The sequence below is a fragment of the Roseivirga sp. UBA1976 genome, assembly GCF_002336325.1.
In the GTDB taxonomy this organism is placed as follows: domain Bacteria; phylum Bacteroidota; class Bacteroidia; order Cytophagales; family Cyclobacteriaceae; genus Roseivirga; species Roseivirga thermotolerans.
Window position 1 is genome coordinate 1 of record NZ_DDDQ01000146.1, and the last position, 21,053, is coordinate 21,053.

Consider the following 21,053-nt stretch of genomic DNA (forward strand, 5'->3'; position numbering starts at 1 on the left):
TTAGTTTATAAAAATTTATAGGGTTACTTACTTAAGTCGCAAGAAATATATTTCTGAACCTTGCCTCCATTTGTGCCCTCACAAATGGCTGTTAAAAGACGTTGTGAGGACACAGCTTGTGGCTAGTATACTGGATCTAACAAATGCGATCTAAATGAGTAACCCTAAAACTTAATTATGAAAGTCATGATTAAGCGGGGTAGATATCTCCGTCAAGTCGGGATAAAAACCTTTTTAGGTTGAACAAACCCCAAATTTCAATTGGATCATCATTACCGACCTGATCGGGATCTCAATTGTTTTGAAAAGGGTTTGGGGATTCCTCCCGATTTTTTTCGGGACGGGAATGACAAAATCACGGACTATTTACGTGCCCGGATCATCGTTATCTTGGATTGCTCAATTTTAGCATCAATAGGCGGATTTTTCTTGGCTACAGACACCTTCACTTCTGAAGCTGTTGGAAACTGCTCGAAGCATTTTTCAATAATTCTGCCGGCCACGCGCTCCAATAACTTGGTTGGGATTTCCATTTCGGCTTTCACTAGCGCATGCAGTTCTTCGTAGTTGACGGTACCGGAAAGTTCATCGGTTTCAGCTGCTTTTTCGAATGAGGTGGTCAGGGCAACATCCACCACAAAATGATTACCTTTTTCTCTCTCCTCTTCATAAAAACCATGAAAGGCATAGAACTCCATGCCTTCCAGCGCAACGATATCTTTGTTCATCGATTCGTTTAAATATTGGAATGAATATCCTCACTCATTCGACAGTGAATACACCATCTATGCTATGAAGTGAGCTAATTGAATCAATCAAACTGATCGAAAAAAGAACCTTTCTCTTTCTTCTCAGTGGTTTCTTCAACCATTTGTTCTTCTTTAGGTGTTTTGGCTTTGGGCTCTTCTTCTACCTTTTCCTCTTTTTGAGTTTCAGCTTCCGGGGCCTCATCAATGGCCTCTACCATAGCAATGGTTTCTTCATCGTCAGAATCTTCCACCATTTCATCAATGCTGGCCTCTGCTTCTTTTTTCTCGTTGTGGGCGATGATTTTATTCACATCTACGGGAGCCACATTGTCATTGACCTCCCTTGCTAACTCCTTTGCTTTTTTGAGGTGGGGTTTAATGTCGGCCGGAAAATCTTCGTGTCGGCTGAGTTTTGAAAGAATATCTTCAGCCAGCATCTTCAAATCGCTCATTAAAGACGATTTGTTGGCATCCAAGCTTCTGAACACCTGCTCTAACTGACGAATCTCATCTTCCATATCGTCCACAATCATACGCGCCTTATCTTCAGCATCTTCGATAATCGACTTGGCTCTGGATTTAGCCTCACTCATCAGGGCATCGGCCTTCATCTCTGTCTCGCGCATGTGCAGCTCGGCAGTCCTTGTGGCTTGCTCAATCATATTGGCCCCGGTATCTTCTGCTGTTTTCAACGTTTTGAAAAGCGAGTTTTCTACTTCCCGTAGTTTTTTCACTTCTTCTTGCGCTGCTTCCAACTTAAATTTCAACTCCTTATTCAGGTCGTTGAGCTTCTCCCACTCCAGGGAAAGCGAATTCAAAAAGGCTTTGACTTCGTCTTTGTCATAACCTCTAAAGTTCTTTTCGAACTCCTTTTGTCTAATTTCTAATGGTGTAATATTCATTCCTCAGAAAGATTAAAATTAATATTCCAAACGGATATACTCCGATCGTCACTTGCCGATACCAATAGGTTGTTGAAGTTTGACCAAAGCACTTTGTTGACTGAGGTGCCATGCCCTGCGTGCCTTGCCTTATCGATTACTTTAAGGAGTTGGTAAGTCGCGGCATCCCAGACCTTTATCGACTTATCCATGCTACAAGTTACAAAATGTTTGCCATCAGCACTAAAAACCAGGTGGTTAATTGCATACATATGAGCCACTATGGCTTGTTTGAGCTCATAGCTTTGGTTCACCTCCCAAATCTTCAGGTGGGCATCTCTGCTACCACTGATTAAGTAACGCTCATCGGATGAATATTGTACGGTAAAAACCGAAATTTTATGAGCTTCAAACTCTTTTTTCTTACTGAATGTCTGCAGGTTATAAATTCGAATATAATTATCGCTAAACCCAACCGCCAACTCATTGTTTTTCGGACTAATGGCGATGCATCTGGCACTTTTGTCGGAAGCTTTAATAACCCGTAAGGTTTGAAGTGTGGCAATATCCAGCACATGAACCTCTCCGTTGCCCAATGCACAGAAAATATGATCGTTCATTACCTTTATATCGAAAATAGCCGCATTACCCAATTTAATTGAACCCTTCTCCTTCTTTTCAGTAAGATCGATAATATGAATGCCATCGAAGTTTTGGCCTACAATCAGTGCATTGCGTTGGGAATAATAACAAAGGGCATATACAGAATTGGGCACTTTAGCTACCATCTTTGCCTGTTCGAGGTTGGTAAGGTCCCACTGGGCTACTACACCATCGCCACCCGAAGAAAAGAACACATGTGGTTGGGGCCCTGGTGCTAAGGCGTAAACACAATCCTGATGGGCAGCAAGAGTATTTACTTTAGCGACTTGAATTTTAGACATATCTTTGGCCTTTGAATTATCCGTTGCAAAGCTAAGCAGCCGCCAACCAAAAACTTAGAAAGCAGATGCCTATTATTAAAAAAGGTGAAGTAGAAGAAAATGTTCATTTTGCCATTTGGCAAATTGAAGAGGAGGCCGACACTCTGCAGGAGTTTTTGAACCTGACCATTCAGGATGAGGAGCTAAACAGTATAAAAGTAGAATCGCGCAGAATCGAATCGCTGGCCGCACGCTGTGCGTTGCGGGTTCTACTAGAGCCGTTTGGCGATTTCGAGATTTATAAGGATAAGTTTGGCAAACCTCATTTGGTAGACGAGAGCATAGGGCTATCTATTTCGCACGCTAAGGGTTATGCTGCTGCAGCTATAAACCTCAATGGCCCCATAGGTATTGATATTGAACACGAGCGTGAGCAGGTGCTCAAAATCGCTCATAAGTTTGTTCATTCCAGCGAACGCAAATGGGTAGATGGGGATATTAATCGCCTAACCCGGGTATGGAGTGCCAAAGAGGCTTTGTACAAATTGCACGGCCGAACTCAGTTAATCTTTGCAGAACAACTCATCACTAAGAACCTGGACAGGCCCTACGGTGAAGGAAAAATTATTGAGAGAGATGAGGGAGTATCTCTATACAAGCTTTTTCTGCCGGCAGACACTCCTTTGACTACGGTTATTGCTTACTGATTTTCTTTGCTGGCTTCTATAATGGAGAGCATCTGCTGCACTTCATTGACCTTGTCATTATTACCCAGTTTTTCATGAGCATTCATGAGATTGCGTAACACTCTGGCAATAATGTCCAGATTAGTACAAGGCTCATAGAATTTTTCGTTCGGAGGCAACCTCAGGTTAGTGATGTACTCATCAATTTCTTTTTTAGAAAACACCAAGCCTCTGTTAAAGGCATTGATGTAGAACTGCACATCGCCTTGCTTGTAAGTCATTACAAACAAATTGGGCAGATTGACTCCATAAATTGGCATTTTTAGCTTTTGAGCAACCAACATATAGATTATGCAAAGCGATATAGGATTACCTTTTCGGGTTTGCAACACCACATTGAGCATGGAGTTTCCTGGCGAATGAAAGTTCTTAGTGTTTGCTCCAAACTTCAGCTTATTGAACATTACCGAGTTGAGCAGCTTTACCTGGTCTACAGGGTGTAAATCCGTCTTAAACTCTAACCAGGCGTCATAATAAATTTGTTCTACTTCTTTACTGAGTTGCTCTAATTCCAGATCGGGGTACTGATAGGTATTTATCAGCCACATACCTTCCAATAAGTCGTGGTTTCCCTGAACCTTCCAGGCATAGAGCTTTTCTTTTGTTAACTCAAACTGCAGGTTGTGCACCAACTCTTCTATGCGCTTTTGCACCACCGGGTTAAAGCTATTTTCCCATTCAAACTCCAGGTAAGGAATAATGTAGGTTCCCAAGGCCATGATTCTATTCTCCACATGCTGAACCACCTCCACATCGTCATCGTCTAACAATGACACCAATGCCTTGAGCTCACTATTGTTTAAATGATTTGTCTCTTCCATACTTATGTCTGAATCACTCCTACATTAAATGCTTCTTTAATGGGGGCATGATTAGCAGCTTCTATTCCTTTAGATATAATTTTTCGGGTGTCTTTGGGGTCAATAATACCGTCTACCCACAAACGGGCGGCAGCGTAATATGGGCTCATTTGCTCATCATAGCTAGCCTTTATTTCATCGAGTAGTTTCTTTTCTTCCTCCTCACTTATCTCTTTACCTTGGGCTTTTAGTGTAGATACTTTTATCTGAAGCAAGGTTTTGGCCGCAGAAGCTCCACTCATTACCGCTATTTGTGCGGTCGGCCAGGCATAAATGAGGCGTGGATCATAGGCTTTGCCACACATGGCATAGTTGCCTGCTCCAAATGAATTGCCTGTAATAATGGTGAACTTAGGTACTACCGAATTAGCCATTGCATTGACCATTTTAGCGCCATCTTTGATAATACCACCGTGTTCGGCACGGCTGCCTACCATAAATCCGCTTACATCCTGCAAGAACACCAAAGGAATTTTCCGCTGATTGCAATTCATTATAAATCGAGCGGCCTTATCGGCAGAGTCAGAGTAAATCACTCCTCCCATTTGCATTTCGCCTTTTCTCGACTTAACCACAACCCGCTGATTGGCTACAATTCCAACAGCCCAACCATCAACTCGGGCATAGCCACATACTATGGTTTGGCCATACTTCTCTTTGTATTCATCGAACTCCGAGCCATCTACCAGGCGAGCTATAATTTCGCGCACATCGTATGGCTTCACCCTGTCTTGAGGCATTATTCCATAGAGTTCATCGGGATCTTTCTGCGGCAGCCGGGGTTCTTTTCTGTCGAAACCGGCCTTTTCAAATTCCCCAATTTTATCGAAAATGGATTTTATGTAGTCCAAACAGGCCTCATCATTTGGAAACTTGTTATCGGTTACTCCCGAAATCTCACTTTGGGTGGTTGCTCCTCCGAGAGTTTCATTATCAATATCTTCGCCAATGGCGGCCTTTACCAGGTAAGAGCCTGCCAGGAATATGGAGCCTGTTTTATCTACAATAGCTGCCTCATCGCTCATAATGGGTAAATAGGCTCCTCCGGCCACGCAACTTCCCATAATGGCAGCTACCTGAATAATTCCCATTGAAGACATCCGGGCGTTGTTTCTAAATTGCCTGCCAAAGTGTTCTTTATCGGGGAAAATTTCATCTTGCATGGGAAGAAAAACACCTGCACTATCGACCAGATAAATAATGGGCAACCGGTTTTCCATGGCTACCTCCTGAGCCCTCAGGTTCTTTTTGGCGGTTATTGGAAACCAGGCTCCTGCTTTTACAGTGGCATCGTTGGCCACAATAACACATTGACGTCCACTAACCCTTCCTATTCCTGTGACCACTCCACCTGAGGGGCATCCGCCAACTTCGGTATACATGCCGTCTCCGGCAAAAGCTCCTATTTCAACAAAATCATCAGAATCGTCAACAAGGTAGTCGATACGCTCTCGGGCAGTAAGCTTTCCTTTATCGTGCTGTGCTTTTATCTTTTTCTCTCCTCCGCCAAGTTTAACTTTCTTCAGTTTGGTATTTAACTGAAAAAGCAGCTGACGCATGCTGTCGTCATTTTTATTGAATTCTAAATCCATTTCCTTTAAGTGAGTTGCTCAATTTCTATTACGGTTTACAGGCTAAAAATAGACCTGCACCCTCAGATTTCAAACTTGAAATTGGAGCTACTGTTTTTGCACTACCTGTTTGATTTCCTACTATCGGCTGGCGGACGGTTCTTTCTGCCAAAAATAGAGAAGTGCATATAACGCTTAGGATTGTACCTCAGGTCGATCATCAGACTATCTAAATCGGCCATGGTCCGATTCAGGGTATTGTACAGGGAGTCGTTGGTAAGCAGCTTGCCAAGTGTACCATCATCAGAGTTGAGTCGGGCAAGGAAGCTCTGCGTAGAATAAAGCACCGAATCGATTCGTTCCAGCCTGCTCTCCACATCAACCGCATTGAGCTTTTCGCCCAGCTTTTTGTATTCGTCCATTAGAGGCTTTACACCTCCCATGGCCGCCACGAGCGAATCTGTTACATATTCCAGCCTAAGGTTGAATTGTTCCATTGAGGCCTGGGCCAACTCGTTGGTAACAACCAGCCCATCTGAAAGTTTCTTGAAATTATCTATGGCTGCCGCAATGGTATCCGTTTTTTCAGCAAATGGCTCCAACACATTGTTTATTCTATTCACCAAGGCGGTGAGTTGATTGGCTGCCGAGAGGCCTTCCTGAGTAAGTAGTTCTGTAATACCTCCATCAATTTCTCCGATCAGCGTGTCGCCTTTTTCCAGTATCCGAGTACCTCCGGAATTCAATACCAACTGCACTTCAATTCCTCCAAGAAAATCAGGCTTAGCTAATCTGGCCAGGGTACTATCGGTGAGCTTAATGGTTTTATCTATAGCCAGCGTTACTAAAATTTCATTGTACTGTTCGTTAGAAAAACGCCTCTCTATTACGCTTCCTACATCAAGACCATTGAGAATAACCCTGTCACCCTTGTTGAGCCCACTTACATTGGGATATTTCACATAGTATGTGGTAAGCGGAGAAAAGACATCGAGCCCTCTAAGGTAATTAAACCCAATGTAGAGCGATGCTGCCATGAGCACTACAAAAAGACCAACTTTGAATTCTTTACCTTTAGCCACTAGTTATCTAACGTTTTCTGATACTCGAAATAGTCGCGAATAGCCCTGAAAATGGCCGAAGCAATATACTCCTGAACCTCAGGGGTAGAAAGCTCTCGCTCTTCTTTCGGGTTGGTAAGATAACCTATTTCTATTAAAACACTTGGCATTGCTGTGTTCCAAAGTACCCAAAGACTCGATTGCTTTACCCCTCTGCTGTGTCTGCCCGCACGCTTAGAAAACTGCTCCTCAATGTTTTGCGCTAACAAAATGCTGTTTTCCTGAAATGCTTCCTGCATAATTTCGAACATAATATTTACCTCCGGGGCATTGGGGTCGAACCCCTGATAAAGCTCTTTATAGTCTTCTTCCAGAAGAATTACAGAGTTCTCACGCTTTGCTACTTCAAAGTTTCTTCCTTCGTTTTTGGTTCCCATCACGTAGGTTTCAGTACCGTAAACATGAGAGTTGCCGGCAGGCATGGCGTTCGCATGTATAGACACAAACAAGTCGGCCTCCATATTGTTGGCTAGCGTGGCACGAACTTTGGGGTGACTGTACTCATCTTTTTTGCGGGTAAAAATCACCTCAATGTCATCGGTATATTTTTCAAGATATTCTCCCACTTTAAGAGTAACGGCCAAAACCACATCCTTTTCCAAAAGTTTGGAACCTCTTGTACCGGAGTCTTTCCCACCATGTCCGGGGTCTAAAACTACCTTATACTTCTTTTTGGCCGTTTGTGCGGGCGAAACAGTCGGGCATACCACCAGAAGTGTTAAAAGAACTAAAGGAATCAGATAAAATTTCACTTCGATGCGCATGAAACGGCTGATTGAGATAACTTTACGCAAAAATCTTAAAAATTCGGAAAAACCGAAATTCAGCGTGTTTTCAAACGGGAAAATATTCTTCATTGTTTTAGCCATACTCTGTACTTCTTCTTTGAAGGCTCAGTTTATAAGAGCCGGACAAGAAAGTAGACAAAATCGTGCCGAAGCCGAACAACCGGTTAAAAACGACACCGTACCGGGTATTTCCGATTCGCTACAGGTTGTGGTTGGAGGGATTCAAACCACCATTAAATACTACGCTGAAGACTCCATCATCACCAAACTGCTTACCAACCAAACCTACCTCTACGGAAACGCTAAAATTGAATATGGTAATATAAAGCTGGTTGCAGAAAGAATAACCATAGATAAAAACAAGAACGAGCTAATGGCCACCGGTATTCAGGATTCGCTGGGCAACTGGGTGGGCAGACCAATTTTTCAGGATGGCCCTGATATTTTCGATACCGAAGAGATTCGCTACAATTTTGAAACACAAAAGGCCATAATTAAAGGTGTGGCCACCAAACAGCAAGATGGCCATTTGCGCGGCAGTGTAGTGAAAAGAAATGCCGATCAGAGTGCGTACATAAAGGACGGCAAATTTATACCCTGTCTGGACGACCCTGATGCAGGCACCTACATTAAGTCTTCAAAAATTAAAATTAACCCGGGTAAAAATGTAATAACAGGCCCTTTTCTGTTGTATGTAGGTGACATACCCACTCCCCTGGGGCTTCCCTTTGGTTATTTCCCGGACACGCAAGAATCTACCTCTGGCATTCTGTTTCCTAAATATGGAGATGAACGAAGAAGAGGGCTTTTTCTAAAAGAAGGAGGCTATTACTTTGCCTGGAACGATAATATTCACACCGCAGTTACAGCCGATTATTACTCCAAAGGAAGCTGGGCTACTCGTATTCGATCGGTATATAAGCAACGCTATAAATTCAGTGGGCAGTTTGACCTTACCTATAATCGCAACATTACACCCGACTATGAAGTAGATGCCTTGGACTCTAAGGACTTTTGGGTTTCTTGGTCTCACCGACCCGACTCCAGAGGGCGCAACGGGCGTTTTTCGGCCAGTGTAAACGCAGGAACAAGCACCTACAATCAGAACAACCTGGGTACCGTTAACCTTCAGAACAATATACGGTCGGAGTTTAGGTCGAATGTGCAGTATAGTGGGGTAATACCTCGCTCACCATTTAGCTATTCCTTTAGTGCCCGCCACAACCAAAACGTACAGACTGGGATTATAGACATTTCATTACCGGAAATGTCGCTGAACATGAACCGGGTATACCCTTTGCAAAATTCAGACATTGACCTTTTAAAAAGGTTCAACTTTGGCTGGCGATTTAATGCATCGAACCAAATCACAAACATTGTAAGACCCGGAAGTGCGGGTTTTCAAATTGCCAACAAAGCTGAGGCAAACGACACCATTGCCGTTGGTTTTGACACTTTAGGAGAACTACTGGACAATGCAAAGAACGGTGCCCGACACAACATCGATGTTTCCACCTCCTTTTCGGCACTAACCTACCTTAACTTTTCGCCTTCTTTTCAAATAGAAGAACTCTGGTATCTGGAAGAACTGCAATATGAATTTCTCGAAGACCAGAATGCTGTGAGAATAGACACCATCAATGGTTTTTCCAGATCGATGACTTATTCGGCCGGTATTGGAATGACCACCCAGCTTTATGGCATGTTCAATTTCAAGAGAAGTCGCAGGGTTGAAGCCATCCGCCATATCATGACTCCTTCAGTTTCTTTTAGCTACAGGCCTGATTTTAGCGATCCAAAGTATGGCTATTATCAGCTCGTACAAACCGACACCACCGGAGGGGGAAGATTCCGATTGCTTTCTAAATACGATGGTTTCCGCTTTGGTACACCAAGTCTGGGAGAGTCTGCTGCCTTAGGTTTTTCGCTCAATAACAAATTTGAAATGAAAGTAAAGAGCGACACAGCCAAGTCGGAGAAAGTAGCCTTACTGGAAAGCCTTAATTTACAGGGTTCTTATAACTTCTTAGCCGATTCATTCAGGCTATCCCCCATTCAAATTACTGCCAGAACCACCCTTTTCGATAGAAAACTAAACATCAATATGGGGGCCACGCTCGATCCTTATGCCTATTTGCCCGAAACCTCTGAAGGCGTAACCACTTTACGGCCTGTTGATGTACTGGCCATTCGATCCGGCCAGGGGCTGGGCAGAATCACAAGTGCCCGATTCTCCCTTTCCACCAACCTTAATTCGAAGGCTTCGGCCCCTATGGGAGGTGGTGGACGCTTTGGTGGCGAGAGTATTGGTGTTGGAGATTTCGGGGGTGATGGCTTTGGCAACAATAATGAGAACGAATATGGCTCGTTAAACGATGGTGGTGGTGCACTGGCAGCCCAAATGGGTGAATATTTTTATGACCCAAATGCCTATGTGGATGTGGAAATTCCCTGGAACATTCGGTTGAGCTATGACTACAGTTATCGCTGGACACCCACTAACCAGGTAACACGCCAGTCGGTAAAGGCTCATGGACAGGTGGCTCTTACTCCAAAATGGCAAATCACATATAATACCGGCTACGATTTCTTCGAAAAAGAATTCACCACCACTTCTATTGGTTTGTATAGAGACTTAGGTTGTTGGGAAATGCGAGGCAACTGGATTCCATTTGGTGCCTTTACTTCTTATACTATCGATATTCAGATTAAGTCTTCCGTACTGAAAGACCTGAAAATAAGCCGCAGAAGAAGCCAGTTTGAAAACAACCGAGGTGGATTCTCCTCTTTCTAATGCTACATTTCTTTTAAAGGACTGCGGTAAAAAAAATCCTCTCAAAGACTGCGACCTTATTTGGTCCGGTACTTTAAGAGGATCTTTAGAATTGTTGTAGCGATTAGGCTACCGGCTCTACTGTAAGTGCATCGTTAGTCTTTTGCACTTTGGCCAACCCATTGCGGGTCAATTCTTTTATGGCTTTATCCCATTTCTTGTTAGAAAGCCCGGTACTCTCTTTAAATACATTAAGATCGGTAACACCCGCAGCCTTCAGAGCATCCAGTACTCCTTTTGCGTCTTCGCTCAACTCCACAGACACCTTCTTTTCAGGTTTCATCTGAGGGAAGAACAATACATCTTGTATGGAGTTGGAGTTGGTCATAATCATGGAAAGTCTATCAATGCCTACTCCCAAGCCGGCCGTTGGTGGCATTCCATACTCCAGTGCGCGCAAGAAGTCTTCATCTAAAACCATGGCCTCATCGTCTCCACGCTTGCCAAGCTCCAGCTGCTCTTCAAAGCGCTTTCTCTGGTCTATCGGGTCGTTCAATTCAGAGAATGCATTGCAAATTTCCTTTCCGTTACAAATAGCCTCAAAACGCTCTACCAGTCCTTCTTTGGTTCTGTGCTTCTTGGCCAAAGGAGACATTTCTACCGGATAGTCGGTAATAAAAGTTGGCTGAATGAGCTTTGGCTCGCAGTGTTCACCAAAAATCTCATCGATGAGTTTTCCTTTGCCCATGGTATCGTCCACCTCAACCTTTAGTTCCTTGGCCGTCTTTCTCAATTCATCTTCGTTCATTTGAGAAATATCAACCCCGGTAAAGTGTTCTATAGCCTCAAACATGGTAAACCTCTTCCATGGCCTCTGGAAGTTGATCTTATGCTCTCCTACTTGCACCTCGGTGGTTCCATGAAGGTCCAGCGCCACCTTTTCAATCATTTCCTCCACCAAATCCATCATCCAATTGTAGTCTTTATAAGCTACATAAAGCTCTACCTGGGTAAATTCGGGGTTGTGGAAACGCGACATCCCTTCGTTTCTAAAGTCTTTAGAGAACTCAAATACACCATCGAAACCTCCTACTATAAGCCTCTTTAAGTATAGCTCATTGGCTATTCTCAAATAAAGAGTCATATCGAGCGTATTGTGATGGGTTTTGAACGGTCTGGCGGCAGCTCCACCATACAGGGGCTGAAGAATGGGAGTTTCTACTTCCAGATACCCTCTATCGGCCAGGAAGTTGCGCATAGAATTTACCAATTGCGTGCGCTGTACGAAGGTCTTTTTTACGTGCGGGTTTACTACTAAATCAACATACCGCTGACGGTAACGTTGTTCAGGATCGGTAAAGGCATCATGCACTTTGCCTTCGGCATCTGTTTTTGGTAATGGAAGTGGCTTCAACGATTTGGCCAAAACCTTGAGCTCAGTAACGTGTACTGAAATTTCTCCCACCTGGGTTTTAAAAGCGTAGCCCTTAATGCCTATAAAATCTCCTATGCCCAATACCTTTTTAAATACGGTATTATAGAGTGTTTTATCGTCTCCCGGGCAAAGGTCATCTCTCCTCAGATACACTTGAATTCTGCCCTCAGAATCTTGCAGTTCAGCAAAAGATGCTGAACCCATAATTCTTCGGCTCATAATGCGTCCGGCAAGGCTTACCTCTTTGTACTGCTCAGGATTTTTTTCGAAATTCTGCTTTATCTCTTTGGTATAGGCAGTAACCTCGAATGTTTCTGATGGATAAGGATTAATGCCTAGTTGCTCTAGTTCCTCCCTTTCTTGTCTTCTTTGTATCTCCTGTTCGCTTAGTGCTTGCATGACGCTTCAAAATTTTGGAGCGCAAAGTTAATGATTCAACAGGATAATACGAACAGACTCAGGCAGAACTAAAATTTATCCTGATGGCCTAGTTGTTTCTTAAATAATTTTCTTCGGCTCATCTCCTTTCTTAGCAAGCTAAGCTCTCTTCCGCTTTGCCCTTTCACCGAGGTGTTTTCATTGGCTCTTCTAATAAGGTATGGAATAGTTGCTTTTAAAGGACCGTACGGCACATACTTTATTACATTATAACCTGCATCGGCCAAGTTGAACGAAATATGATCGCTCATGCCATATAGCTGACTAAAGTATATACGGTGGTCATTCTTTTGCAAGCCAAACTCGTCCATAACAAGAGTGAGTTTGTAGTTAGAAATTTCGTTGTGGGTACCACAGAAAAGACCGATCTGGTGGATATTTTCTACGCAATACCTTACCGCCAGATCAAAATCCCTGTCGGTTGCTTCTTTGTTGGGTTGAATAGGATCTTTATAGCCCAACTCTTCAGCCCGATCGCGTTCTTTCTCCATGTAGGCTCCGCGAACCAATTTAGCCCCCAACCGGTAGCCGCTATCAACGGCCTGCCTGTGCATACTTTTTAGGTTATCGAGCATGCTATGGCAGTACATCTGAAAAGTATAATAGATGAGTGCTTTTTCGCGGTTGTAGATACTCATCATTTTCTGAGATATCTCATCAATTGGCTTCTGAATCCAGGTTTCTTCGGCATCAATCAATACAGAAACATCCTTTTCATAGGCCAGACGGCAAATTCTGTCTACCCTATCAAAGACACGGGCGTAAGCAGCCTCCTCTTCCTGAGTAAGTTTTTCTCCGGCATGAATTTTTTCGAGCAGATCGAAAGAAGCCAACCCCGTTACTTTAAAGGCCGAAAAACGGATATATTCCATTTCCCCTGCCCTCTCTATGGTGCGAAGTATCTCATTGGTTGTCTGGTCGAATCCCTCTTCAGACTTTTCTCCTTCTACTGAGTAGTCGAAGATGGCCCCTATTCCAAAAGCTGCCAGTTCGTTGGAGGATCTTTGGCAGCCATCGAGCGTTTCTCCTCCGCAAAAAATATCGAAGATGGTAGATTTTATGAGCTTCTTTACAGGAAGCCCGGTGGCTAGTGCAAACTTGGTAAGGCTTGTACCCAATTTTACCAACCATGGCCATTGCATGGTAGAAAAAATGAAATGACGTTTTTTGAGAGCTTCATCAGTTTTAGCACGAAAAGCCACTTCCAGCTCATCAAAATCAACAAACTTCTTTAGTTCCATAGGCGATTTTCGGTCGGCAAATATAACAACAAACCAATACCTTTCTACATTTGTTAAGGCTCTGTAAAACAGGAATAGAATGGTTGTGCGCGAACTTAAAGACTGGTACCCTCAATACAATAAACCTTTGCTTATTTCAGGCCCTTGCAGTGTAGAAACGGAGGAGCAACTGAGAAACAGTGTTCTCCCTATTATTGATAAGGTAGACTTTGTTCGGGGTGGTATTTGGAAACCCAGGACTCGCCCGGGGAATTTTGAAGGACATGGCGAACGCGCATTGCAATGGGTACAAGCCCTTAGAAAGGAGACTCCTTTTAAATTTGCCATGGAAGTAGCTACTCCCGAACATGTTGAGCTGGCTCACAAGTATGAAGTAGACTTGGTTTGGATTGGTGCCCGAACCACCGTAAACCCTTTTAATGTGGCAGAACTTGCCGAGTCGTTTAAGGGTTCGGAACTACCCGTTTTTATAAAGAACCCCATTCATGCGGAACTGTCGCTCTGGAAAGGAGCGCTAGAGCGCTTCTCCAAAGCGGGAGTAAGTAAGCTAGGAGCCATACACCGGGGCTTTCATAGCTACCAGAAAAACAAATACAGAAATGTGCCCATGTGGCAAATACCTCTAGATCTGAAGAGTGAGTTTCCGGAGTTGCCACTCTTGTGTGACCCCAGCCACATTGCGGGCGATCGTGGACTGGTTGCTGAAATTGCCCAACGAGCGCTAGACCTCAACTATGACGGGCTAATGATTGAGTCGCACTGCAAGCCTGATGCGGCCTGGAGTGATGCCGCCCAACAAATTGCCACAGCCAACCTTCCTGACCTTATCAATGGTTTGTTGCTACGAGACGATGTGTTTACTAAAGAAAACATCATTAACCAACTGGAGCTCATTCGAGAACAAATAGATCAGGCCGACCGTGAACTGCTGGAGGCTTTGAATCTGCGCATGAACCTGGTTGAAAAAATTGGTGAGTTTAAAAAAGAAAATAACGTAGCCATTTTTCAACTTAGCCGCTGGAAAGAAATTTTTCAGTCGAGACAAGAATGGGCCGATCAGCTAAACCTTGATCGCCAGTTTGTAGTAGAAGTGTTAAGATTATTACACCAACAGTCAGTGAAAACGCAGACTGAGGTGTTCAACAAAAAAGAACAAAACCTAAATTTACCTAATGACTGACTTGGGACTACTCGGTCCGGAAAACACCTTTCACGATCTGGCAAGAAAGCGCTTCTTGCCTCACCTTAGTTTTGCCTATTTTCAAAACTTTGAAACCATCTTTAAGGCATTGAAAGAGGGTCAAATAAAACAGGCTCTCGTTGCCCTCAGAAACTCACACTCCGGTCAGGTGGGCAATAATCTCGAAACCATACGCCAAAGAGGGCTTCAATTGATAGAGGAATTTGAGCTGCCGGTAAATCTGTGTTTGGGGAGTCTAAAACCAAACACGATAAAGAGCATTCGCAAGGTTTTTTCGCACCCCATGGCCATTAAAGAAACCACACATTTCTTTTCTAAATACAGTCATATAAAGTTCATTGCCAGCTCGAGTACGGCCGGAGCCATAGACGAACTTAAGAATAGCCGCGACTCTCAGGCAGCCGTTATTAGCTCAAAAGAGGCCTTAGAGTCTCAGGGCTTACTTATTATTGCCGGGGGCATTCAGGATGAAAAGCATAACACCACCACTTTTGGTTTGATCAGGGCCTAGACAATCGTTTTCCGATTTTTTTTCAAATAATGTTTTCTTTAGAAAACTAAGATGAATATGTTTAGGCCATGAAAACATTGTTCGCGGCTTACTTTTACTTTTTTTACTTTATCGAAAAGGTGAGGTGAACCGCAGCTTATTAAGAAAAAATTAACTTATCACATAGGCCCGGTTCACACGAACCGGGCTTTTTATTTTTAAAAAGTCATGGAAATTGTAGACATCAAAGACTGGGGGTTGGGGCTATCGGAGCACACATTGATAGCCGGACCTTGCAGCGCAGAAAGCCCCGAACAAATTGAGGCTATTGCCCGCGGACTAAAAGGAAGCCCTGTGGAAATGTTTAGGGCAGGCGTTTGGAAGCCCAGAACCAGACCCGGTTCTTTTGAGGGTATAGGCACCGATGCCCTGGAGTGGCTGAACATTGCCAAAGACATACTCAATGTACCGGTTACGGTAGAGGTAGCCAACACAGCTCATGTAGAAGCCGCCCTTAAAGGTGGAGTAGACGTGTTATGGATTGGTGCCAGAACCACCGTAAACCCATTTTCTGTACAAGAAATATGCGACTCTCTAAAAGGAGTAGATATTCCAGTTATGGTTAAAAACCCCATTAACCCCGACTTGCAGCTTTGGCTGGGTGCTTTTGAAAGGCTCAATAAGGTAGGCATTAAAAAACTAGCGGCCATACATCGCGGCTTCTCCGACCCATACGAAAAGCGTTACCGAAACAAACCTGAATGGAGTATGCCCATTCACTTAAAGCGTATGATGCCGGGCATTTCGGTGGTTTGCGACCCAAGTCATATTTGTGGCACCAGAGAAATTATAGCATCGGTGAGCCAGCGAGCCATCAATTTCGGATTGGATGGACTAATGATAGAAACTCATCACGACCCCGATAAGGCCTGGAGCGATGCCAAGCAGCAGGTGACGCCTGAAATGCTGAAGATCATTTATGAAAACCTGAACTTCCGAGAATCCATTGATAAACATCCAGAAGCTATTACTGAACTGGAGCAACTTCGGCAAAAAATAGACCTTCTCGATGGTCAGATCATAGAGTTACTGGCCGATAGGTTTCAGATAATAAAGCAAGTGGGTGATTACAAAAGAGATCATAACCTGGCGGTATATCAGCCGGGAAGGTGGCAAGAAGTAATGGAGTCCAGAATAAGAACAGGCATGAAGAAAAACATGACCGAAAAATTCATGAAAAGTTTATTATTTGCCATTCATGAAGAATCAGTTAAAATGCAGGAAGCACAGCTCAAAGAAGTGAAGACTTCTGTAAAAATATGAGTATACAAATCGATGATATCAGTTTAAGCCTACCCTCGTTTTTCAACCAAAGCAAACATTCGCAGATTGCTGTTTTGGTAGATGAAAACACAAGGGCTCATTGCTACCCAAAAATTAAATCATTATTGCCCGAGCATCAACTTATTGAGGTAGCATCGGGCGAGATAAATAAAAATCTGCAAACCTGCGAGCACATATGGAAAGAGCTCACCAGGCACCAGTTCGACCGCAAGGCCCTGCTGGTTAATCTGGGGGGCGGAGTAATTGGCGATATGGGTGGTTTTTGTGCCGTAGCTTATAAAAGAGGGATCGACTTTATCAACATTCCCACTACCCTGCTGGCTGCTGTAGATGCCAATATTGGTGGTAAACTGGGTATCGATTTTCATGGTTTTAAAAACCACCTGGGCTTTTTTCAGGATCCACTACATGTATTCATTGACCCGATTTTTCTGGAAACTTTGCCCGAACGCGAGCTTAGATCCGGTTTTGCCGAGGTGGTAAAGCATGGTTTAATAGCCGATGCCGACTATTTTGAAAAGGTGAGTTCAAAAGGGCTTAAGCAAGAGAATTGGAATGCTGTAATTGCTCACAGTATTCATATTAAGGATGCGGTAGTAAAAGAGGACCCCAAAGAGAGAGGTCTTCGCAAAATCTTAAACTTTGGCCACACCATAGGGCATGCCATTGAAAGCTACTACCTGCACACAGAAAACAGGCTACTCCATGGCGAAGCTATTGCTATAGGAATGATATGCGAAAGCTACCTCTCCGGTAAATTATTGGGTTTATCGGATAGTGCTGTCAAAACTATTTCTCAAACCTTAAAAGGTATTTATCCGGAACTAAGAATAGAAAAAAGACATTTTACAAGCATCATTGAACTGATGTACCACGACAAAAAGAATATCAACAACTTCCTCAATCACTCATTACTCTACGAAATAGGCCGGGCAGGTTACGATATTGCCGTAGACGAAAAAGATGTAATGGACTCATTGTTTTACTACTCCAAAACCTAAACTCCTTGGACACCAAAAAACTACCACATAGCCCCAAATTAAAATCAGTTGATATACCTCTTGAGGCTTCTAAAAGTGAGAGCAATCGGGCCCTTATAATCAACGCCATTTCGGGCAACCGTTCGGTAATCAGAAACCTGTCGAATGCCAGAGATACGCAAACGATGCTTCGCTTACTGAGCTCAGAAGAAACAACGCTCGATGTGCTTGATGCAGGCACCACCATGCGTTTTCTAACAGCCTATTCTATATTGGGAGAACAGCCCAAAATACTTACGGGCACCGAACGTATGCAGCAAAGGCCCATTCATATATTGGCCAAATCGCTCAAACAACTCGGTGCCAAAATCAAGTACCTCAACGAAGAAGGCTTTCCTCCCTTGCGCATAAAGCCACTGGAGCATCAGAAAACAAATCGATTGAGTATTAGAGGCGATGTGAGTAGTCAGTTTATATCGGCCTTGTTGATGATAGCTCCCGCATTGCCCCAAGGGCTTAGTCTGGAACTGAAAGGCAAAGTTGGCAGCCGTCCTTACATTCAGATGACATTGGACATGATGCGTCTCTTTGGTGTACAGTCTAACTGGACCAACAACACCATAGAAATTGCTCCACAGAGCTACGGAGAATACCCTTATGTGGTAGAGTCTGACTGGTCTGGGGCTAGCTACTGGTATAGCTTTGTCGCCCTGGCCGATGAGGCTAAAATAAAGCTACTGGGCCTACGGCAGAAGTCGCTACAGGGCGACATAGCCATTGTGCGGATTATGAACCAGTTAGGTGTAATGAGCACTTTCGAAGATGATGGGGTGGTGTTGGAGAAAATTCCGCATCAGGAAGAGTTGGAGTTCGATTTCTCTGATTGTCCGGATCTTGCACAAACGGTTGCTGTAGTTTGTGGCATAAAAGGAATCCACTGCCGCATGACCGGCCTGGAAAGCCTCCGAATCAAAGAAACAGATCGAATTAAAGCCCTCAAAAAAGAGCTCAAAAAATTTAAGATTAAACTCAAAGAAGTTGAAGAAGGCCTCTGGGAGGTGAAATCGAAGTATCAGCCAAGTGAAGAGATTATAGCAATTGAAACCTATGACGACCATCGCATGGCTATGGCCTTTGCGCCCATAATGACCCGACAGCCAATAATCATTCACAACCCCTCGGTAGTGAATAAATCATACCCTGGTTTTTGGGAGCATGTGGAGATGGTAACCCTTTAGATTCCTTAAAGCATCAAAAACGAATGACTATTTGAGGGTATTTAATGCATTGCTTTCAAAACACCTAAAATCTCTTCAACTAACTCATCGAAATCGGTATGTGAATCATACTGTCTAAGTATTTCCCGATTTCTATTTATGATATAGGTATTATTGAGTAATGCGATATCTTTATTCTCCTCATAAAAATTATTATCTAAGTCGATAATGACATAATTAGCAAGCTCAAAAAGATTTGTGTTATAAGTAAAAAGGTCGACATTATTTGTTGTTCCGATAGCTTTAAAATACAAATCCCTAAAATCATAATGAGAATCAAGAATACTTTTGAAACTCTTAATTCGATGAAAGCAAAGGCTGCAATCGCCATCAAAGTAATAGATTAACCCTAGCTTATTGCTTGGTATTATAAATTCTTGGGGAAGATTTAATACTTGGTTCTCGCTACCTGACTTATACTGATTACAACCTGACAAACAATGAATGAGCAAAAAGAATAAAATAGCAAACTTTAGCCTTCTCATTTGTTCAAGTCGTATTTAACAACAGCCACTTCATTCCCATCTTCAGGAGACTCAAGAGTTAAGCCATAAAGGATATTTTTCTCCCAATCGATATCAAACGCATAGATTGGAATGTTTAATTTGAATCTAATTAATGGCTCCAGTTTATAATTAAACAGAAACAGTTCATCTTGATGGAAACCCTGTTCAGAAGTGTTTTTCCCATCAAAAAGAACATAAATCATATTATTGCCCAAAACCGGATATGTGTAAGCATCTCTGGAATCCTTAAGGGGAGCCACCATACTCCCCCCTCCACCAACAGACTTAGTTTCTAAAAGAGGATCGAATAATTCAGGACCACGAGCTGACGATATCAAATTGAAATCGGAATCATAAAGCTCAAGATAGTCCGTATATGCATGTGCTAAAGCAAAGTATTCTGCTTCCGGATCTGTATTCATAAAGGCCATAAACACCTGTGACTTAAATTGAGGGCTTTGTTGCGGGTAATCAATCTCAGGATAAAAACCACCTTCTTTAATGATGGCAGCATCTTCTAAACTTAGTTTATATAGCCTATTTTCTTCATTCCCAGATAACGAGCTTATTAAATCAATGACGTGTCCCTTTCGGTCAATTTTTGGATAGTAGGTTTGGAGTGAGTCTAATTCAATCGTATTCTTAGGCATTAAAGATTTCTCTCCAATGGTTTTTTCCAGATCGTATACGTCAATCCTTTTTTGAATCATATCGTGTATGTATAGCTCATTTTTAGAATGACTCAACTGAACATCTGTCGCATTGAGCATTTCGCCCGGACCCTGCCCTTTTGAAACAAGCTCATTGATTAATTTCTTACTCCTTATATCATATACTTGCAACCATTTACTATGACTAGCAGTAGTTATGTACATCCGCTCCTTAGCACCATCAACCTTTATTCTGAGTGGAAGCTTCAAAGAATCCAAAGCAATCACATCTCCAGAAAGATTCAATTCATATTCAAAATCTGAGTAAGCAAATACTCCCTTTATACCTGACCCCTCTTTTTGTGCACTACTATTACCTTCGAAAGAACACGACAATAGTATAAAGACGATTACTGTTAAATATTTATTCATAGGAAGACCTAAGGGATTTACCCTTAGGCTTTATTGATAATGTTTATTAAAAAAATTATTGCGGTTCTGGCTTAGGTGTTTTCTGCGGACAAGTCAGAGTATGCCCTGTTGTATAAACAATTTCACAACTTTTCAATAAATCAGTATCACAAAACCTAGTACAATCTTCGATACATCCACAAGCATTGCCATCACCATTGAATGCCTGAAGTCCCAAAACTGACATTAGAATTAAAATTAGGGCTACTACAAGCCTCTTAGCTTTTTTCATAATTTATTTTTTTTATACTGTAATTAACAAAAATTTAGAATACACAACCTCATGAAAATCATTCAAAAAGATAACCAAGTACATATTTAAATGAATTCAAACAAAAATGAAGACAACCCAAGTTAATTTATTTATACTATATATCCAAATATATCACATTGATTTATAGTGTAAAGGGAATTGCAATTCTATATGGACCGCAAAAAGGATAGAACCCTAGTCTATGACGACCATCGCATGGCTATGGCCTTTGCCCCCATAATGACCCGGCAGCCAATAATCATTCACAACCCCTCGGTAGTGAATAAATCATACCCTGGTTTTTGGGAGCATGTGGACAAAATAAGGTTAGAAAAATAAATGATTAAAAAAGAGG

General features: G+C 42.8%; 20 protein-coding genes. 8 read left to right on the top strand and 12 right to left on the bottom strand.

All coding sequences use genetic code 11. From position 1 onward, the window contains the following. Positions 1-362 precede the first annotated feature (362 nt). From folB to B3763_RS14840, 3 genes are all read right to left on the bottom strand, one after another. Positions 363-728: a dihydroneopterin aldolase gene (gene folB, locus B3763_RS14830; protein ID WP_286747505.1), complete on the bottom strand. Its 366-nt coding sequence runs from the start codon at positions 726-728 to the stop codon at positions 363-365. 83 nt (positions 729-811) lie between these two features. Further along, entirely contained in the window at positions 812-1,651 is an 840-nt protein-coding gene (locus B3763_RS14835; RefSeq protein WP_189630313.1) for a DivIVA domain-containing protein, read from the bottom strand. Further along, positions 1,648-2,574, bottom strand: coding sequence for a WD40 repeat domain-containing protein (locus tag B3763_RS14840; protein WP_286747506.1), 927 nt, complete (start codon positions 2,572-2,574; stop codon positions 1,648-1,650). The genes B3763_RS14835 and B3763_RS14840 overlap by 4 nt, the downstream gene beginning before the upstream one ends. Before the next feature lie 65 nt (positions 2,575-2,639). On the opposite strand from B3763_RS14840, the gene B3763_RS14845 reads away from it, so the two are divergent. Next, entirely contained in the window at positions 2,640-3,260 is a 621-nt protein-coding gene (locus B3763_RS14845) for a 4'-phosphopantetheinyl transferase family protein (protein ID WP_286747507.1), read from the top strand. Here the strand turns inward: B3763_RS14845 and B3763_RS14850 are convergent. From B3763_RS14850 to B3763_RS14865, 4 genes are all read right to left on the bottom strand, one after another. Next, positions 3,254-4,120: a transglutaminase-like domain-containing protein gene (locus B3763_RS14850; RefSeq protein ID WP_286747508.1), complete on the bottom strand. Its 867-nt coding sequence runs from the start codon at positions 4,118-4,120 to the stop codon at positions 3,254-3,256. The genes B3763_RS14845 and B3763_RS14850 overlap by 7 nt on opposite strands. 2 nt (positions 4,121-4,122) lie before the next feature. Continuing rightward, the gene (locus tag B3763_RS14855; RefSeq protein ID WP_286747509.1) at positions 4,123-5,751 is read right to left on the bottom strand and encodes an acyl-CoA carboxylase subunit beta; all 1,629 of its coding nucleotides are present in this window, start codon (positions 5,749-5,751) and stop codon (positions 4,123-4,125) included. Positions 5,752-5,852: 101 nt separating this feature from the next. Next, entirely contained in the window at positions 5,853-6,812 is a 960-nt protein-coding gene (locus tag B3763_RS14860; RefSeq protein ID WP_286747510.1) for an MlaD family protein, read from the bottom strand. Continuing rightward, positions 6,812-7,615, bottom strand: a complete 804-nt coding sequence (locus B3763_RS14865) for an N-acetylmuramoyl-L-alanine amidase family protein (RefSeq protein WP_189630307.1) — start codon at positions 7,613-7,615, stop codon at positions 6,812-6,814. Before B3763_RS14865 ends, B3763_RS14860 begins: the two co-directional genes overlap by 1 nt. On the opposite strand from B3763_RS14865, the gene B3763_RS14870 reads away from it, so the two are divergent. Continuing rightward, positions 7,608-10,433 (top strand): putative LPS assembly protein LptD, encoded by a 2,826-nt coding sequence (locus B3763_RS14870; RefSeq protein ID WP_286747511.1) that lies wholly within the window; start codon positions 7,608-7,610, stop codon positions 10,431-10,433. The two genes, B3763_RS14865 and B3763_RS14870, sit on opposite strands and share 8 nt — an antisense overlap. A gap of 103 nt (positions 10,434-10,536) precedes the next feature. On the opposite strand, the gene lysS is transcribed toward B3763_RS14870, so the two are convergent. Together lysS and B3763_RS14880 are read right to left on the bottom strand one after the other, a co-directional pair. Further along, the gene (lysS, locus tag B3763_RS14875) at positions 10,537-12,246 is read right to left on the bottom strand and encodes a lysine--tRNA ligase (protein ID WP_286747512.1); all 1,710 of its coding nucleotides are present in this window, start codon (positions 12,244-12,246) and stop codon (positions 10,537-10,539) included. Between the two features lie 68 nt (positions 12,247-12,314). Continuing rightward, the gene (locus B3763_RS14880; protein WP_189630304.1) at positions 12,315-13,526 is read right to left on the bottom strand and encodes a proline dehydrogenase family protein; all 1,212 of its coding nucleotides are present in this window, start codon (positions 13,524-13,526) and stop codon (positions 12,315-12,317) included. A gap of 79 nt (positions 13,527-13,605) precedes the next feature. On the opposite strand from B3763_RS14880, the gene B3763_RS14885 reads away from it, so the two are divergent. From B3763_RS14885 to B3763_RS14905, 5 genes are all read left to right on the top strand, one after another. Continuing rightward, a complete protein-coding gene (locus B3763_RS14885; protein WP_286747513.1) occupies positions 13,606-14,706 on the top strand; it encodes a chorismate mutase in 1,101 nt (366 codons plus the stop codon). Then, a complete protein-coding gene (locus B3763_RS14890; protein WP_286747514.1) occupies positions 14,699-15,238 on the top strand; it encodes a prephenate dehydratase domain-containing protein in 540 nt (179 codons plus the stop codon). The genes B3763_RS14885 and B3763_RS14890 overlap by 8 nt, the downstream gene beginning before the upstream one ends. Positions 15,239-15,445: 207 nt before the next feature. Beyond that, positions 15,446-16,540 carry a bifunctional 3-deoxy-7-phosphoheptulonate synthase/chorismate mutase type II gene (locus tag B3763_RS14895; RefSeq protein WP_189630301.1) on the top strand — a complete coding sequence of 365 codons (1,095 nt, stop codon included), beginning with the start codon at positions 15,446-15,448 and terminating at the stop codon, positions 16,538-16,540. Then, positions 16,537-17,562, top strand: a complete 1,026-nt coding sequence (gene aroB, locus B3763_RS14900; protein ID WP_286747515.1) for a 3-dehydroquinate synthase — start codon at positions 16,537-16,539, stop codon at positions 17,560-17,562. Before B3763_RS14895 ends, aroB begins: the two co-directional genes overlap by 4 nt. A 5-nt stretch (positions 17,563-17,567) precedes the next feature. Beyond that, positions 17,568-18,779 carry a 3-phosphoshikimate 1-carboxyvinyltransferase gene (locus B3763_RS14905; protein ID WP_286747516.1) on the top strand — a complete coding sequence of 404 codons (1,212 nt, stop codon included), beginning with the start codon at positions 17,568-17,570 and terminating at the stop codon, positions 18,777-18,779. 41 nt (positions 18,780-18,820) lie between these two features. Here the strand turns inward: B3763_RS14905 and B3763_RS14910 are convergent, their stop codons facing one another. Genes B3763_RS14910 through B3763_RS14920 form a run of 3 tightly spaced genes read right to left on the bottom strand, consistent with a single transcriptional unit; the run spans position 18,821 to position 20,677 of the window. Next, entirely contained in the window at positions 18,821-19,303 is a 483-nt protein-coding gene (locus B3763_RS14910) for a hypothetical protein (RefSeq protein WP_286747517.1), read from the bottom strand. Next, on the bottom strand, positions 19,300-20,406 hold the full coding sequence (locus tag B3763_RS14915; RefSeq protein WP_286747518.1) for a BF3164 family lipoprotein: 1,107 nt from the start codon (positions 20,404-20,406) through the stop codon (positions 19,300-19,302). Before B3763_RS14915 ends, B3763_RS14910 begins: the two co-directional genes overlap by 4 nt. Before the next feature lie 55 nt (positions 20,407-20,461). After that, entirely contained in the window at positions 20,462-20,677 is a 216-nt protein-coding gene (locus B3763_RS14920; RefSeq protein WP_286747519.1) for a hypothetical protein, read from the bottom strand. 192 nt (positions 20,678-20,869) lie between these two features. Here B3763_RS14920 and B3763_RS14925 point away from each other — a divergent pair, with 192 nt between their 5' ends. After that, positions 20,870-21,037, top strand: coding sequence for a hypothetical protein (locus B3763_RS14925; RefSeq protein ID WP_348655151.1), 168 nt, complete (start codon positions 20,870-20,872; stop codon positions 21,035-21,037). The last annotated feature ends 16 nt before the right edge of the window (positions 21,038-21,053 follow it).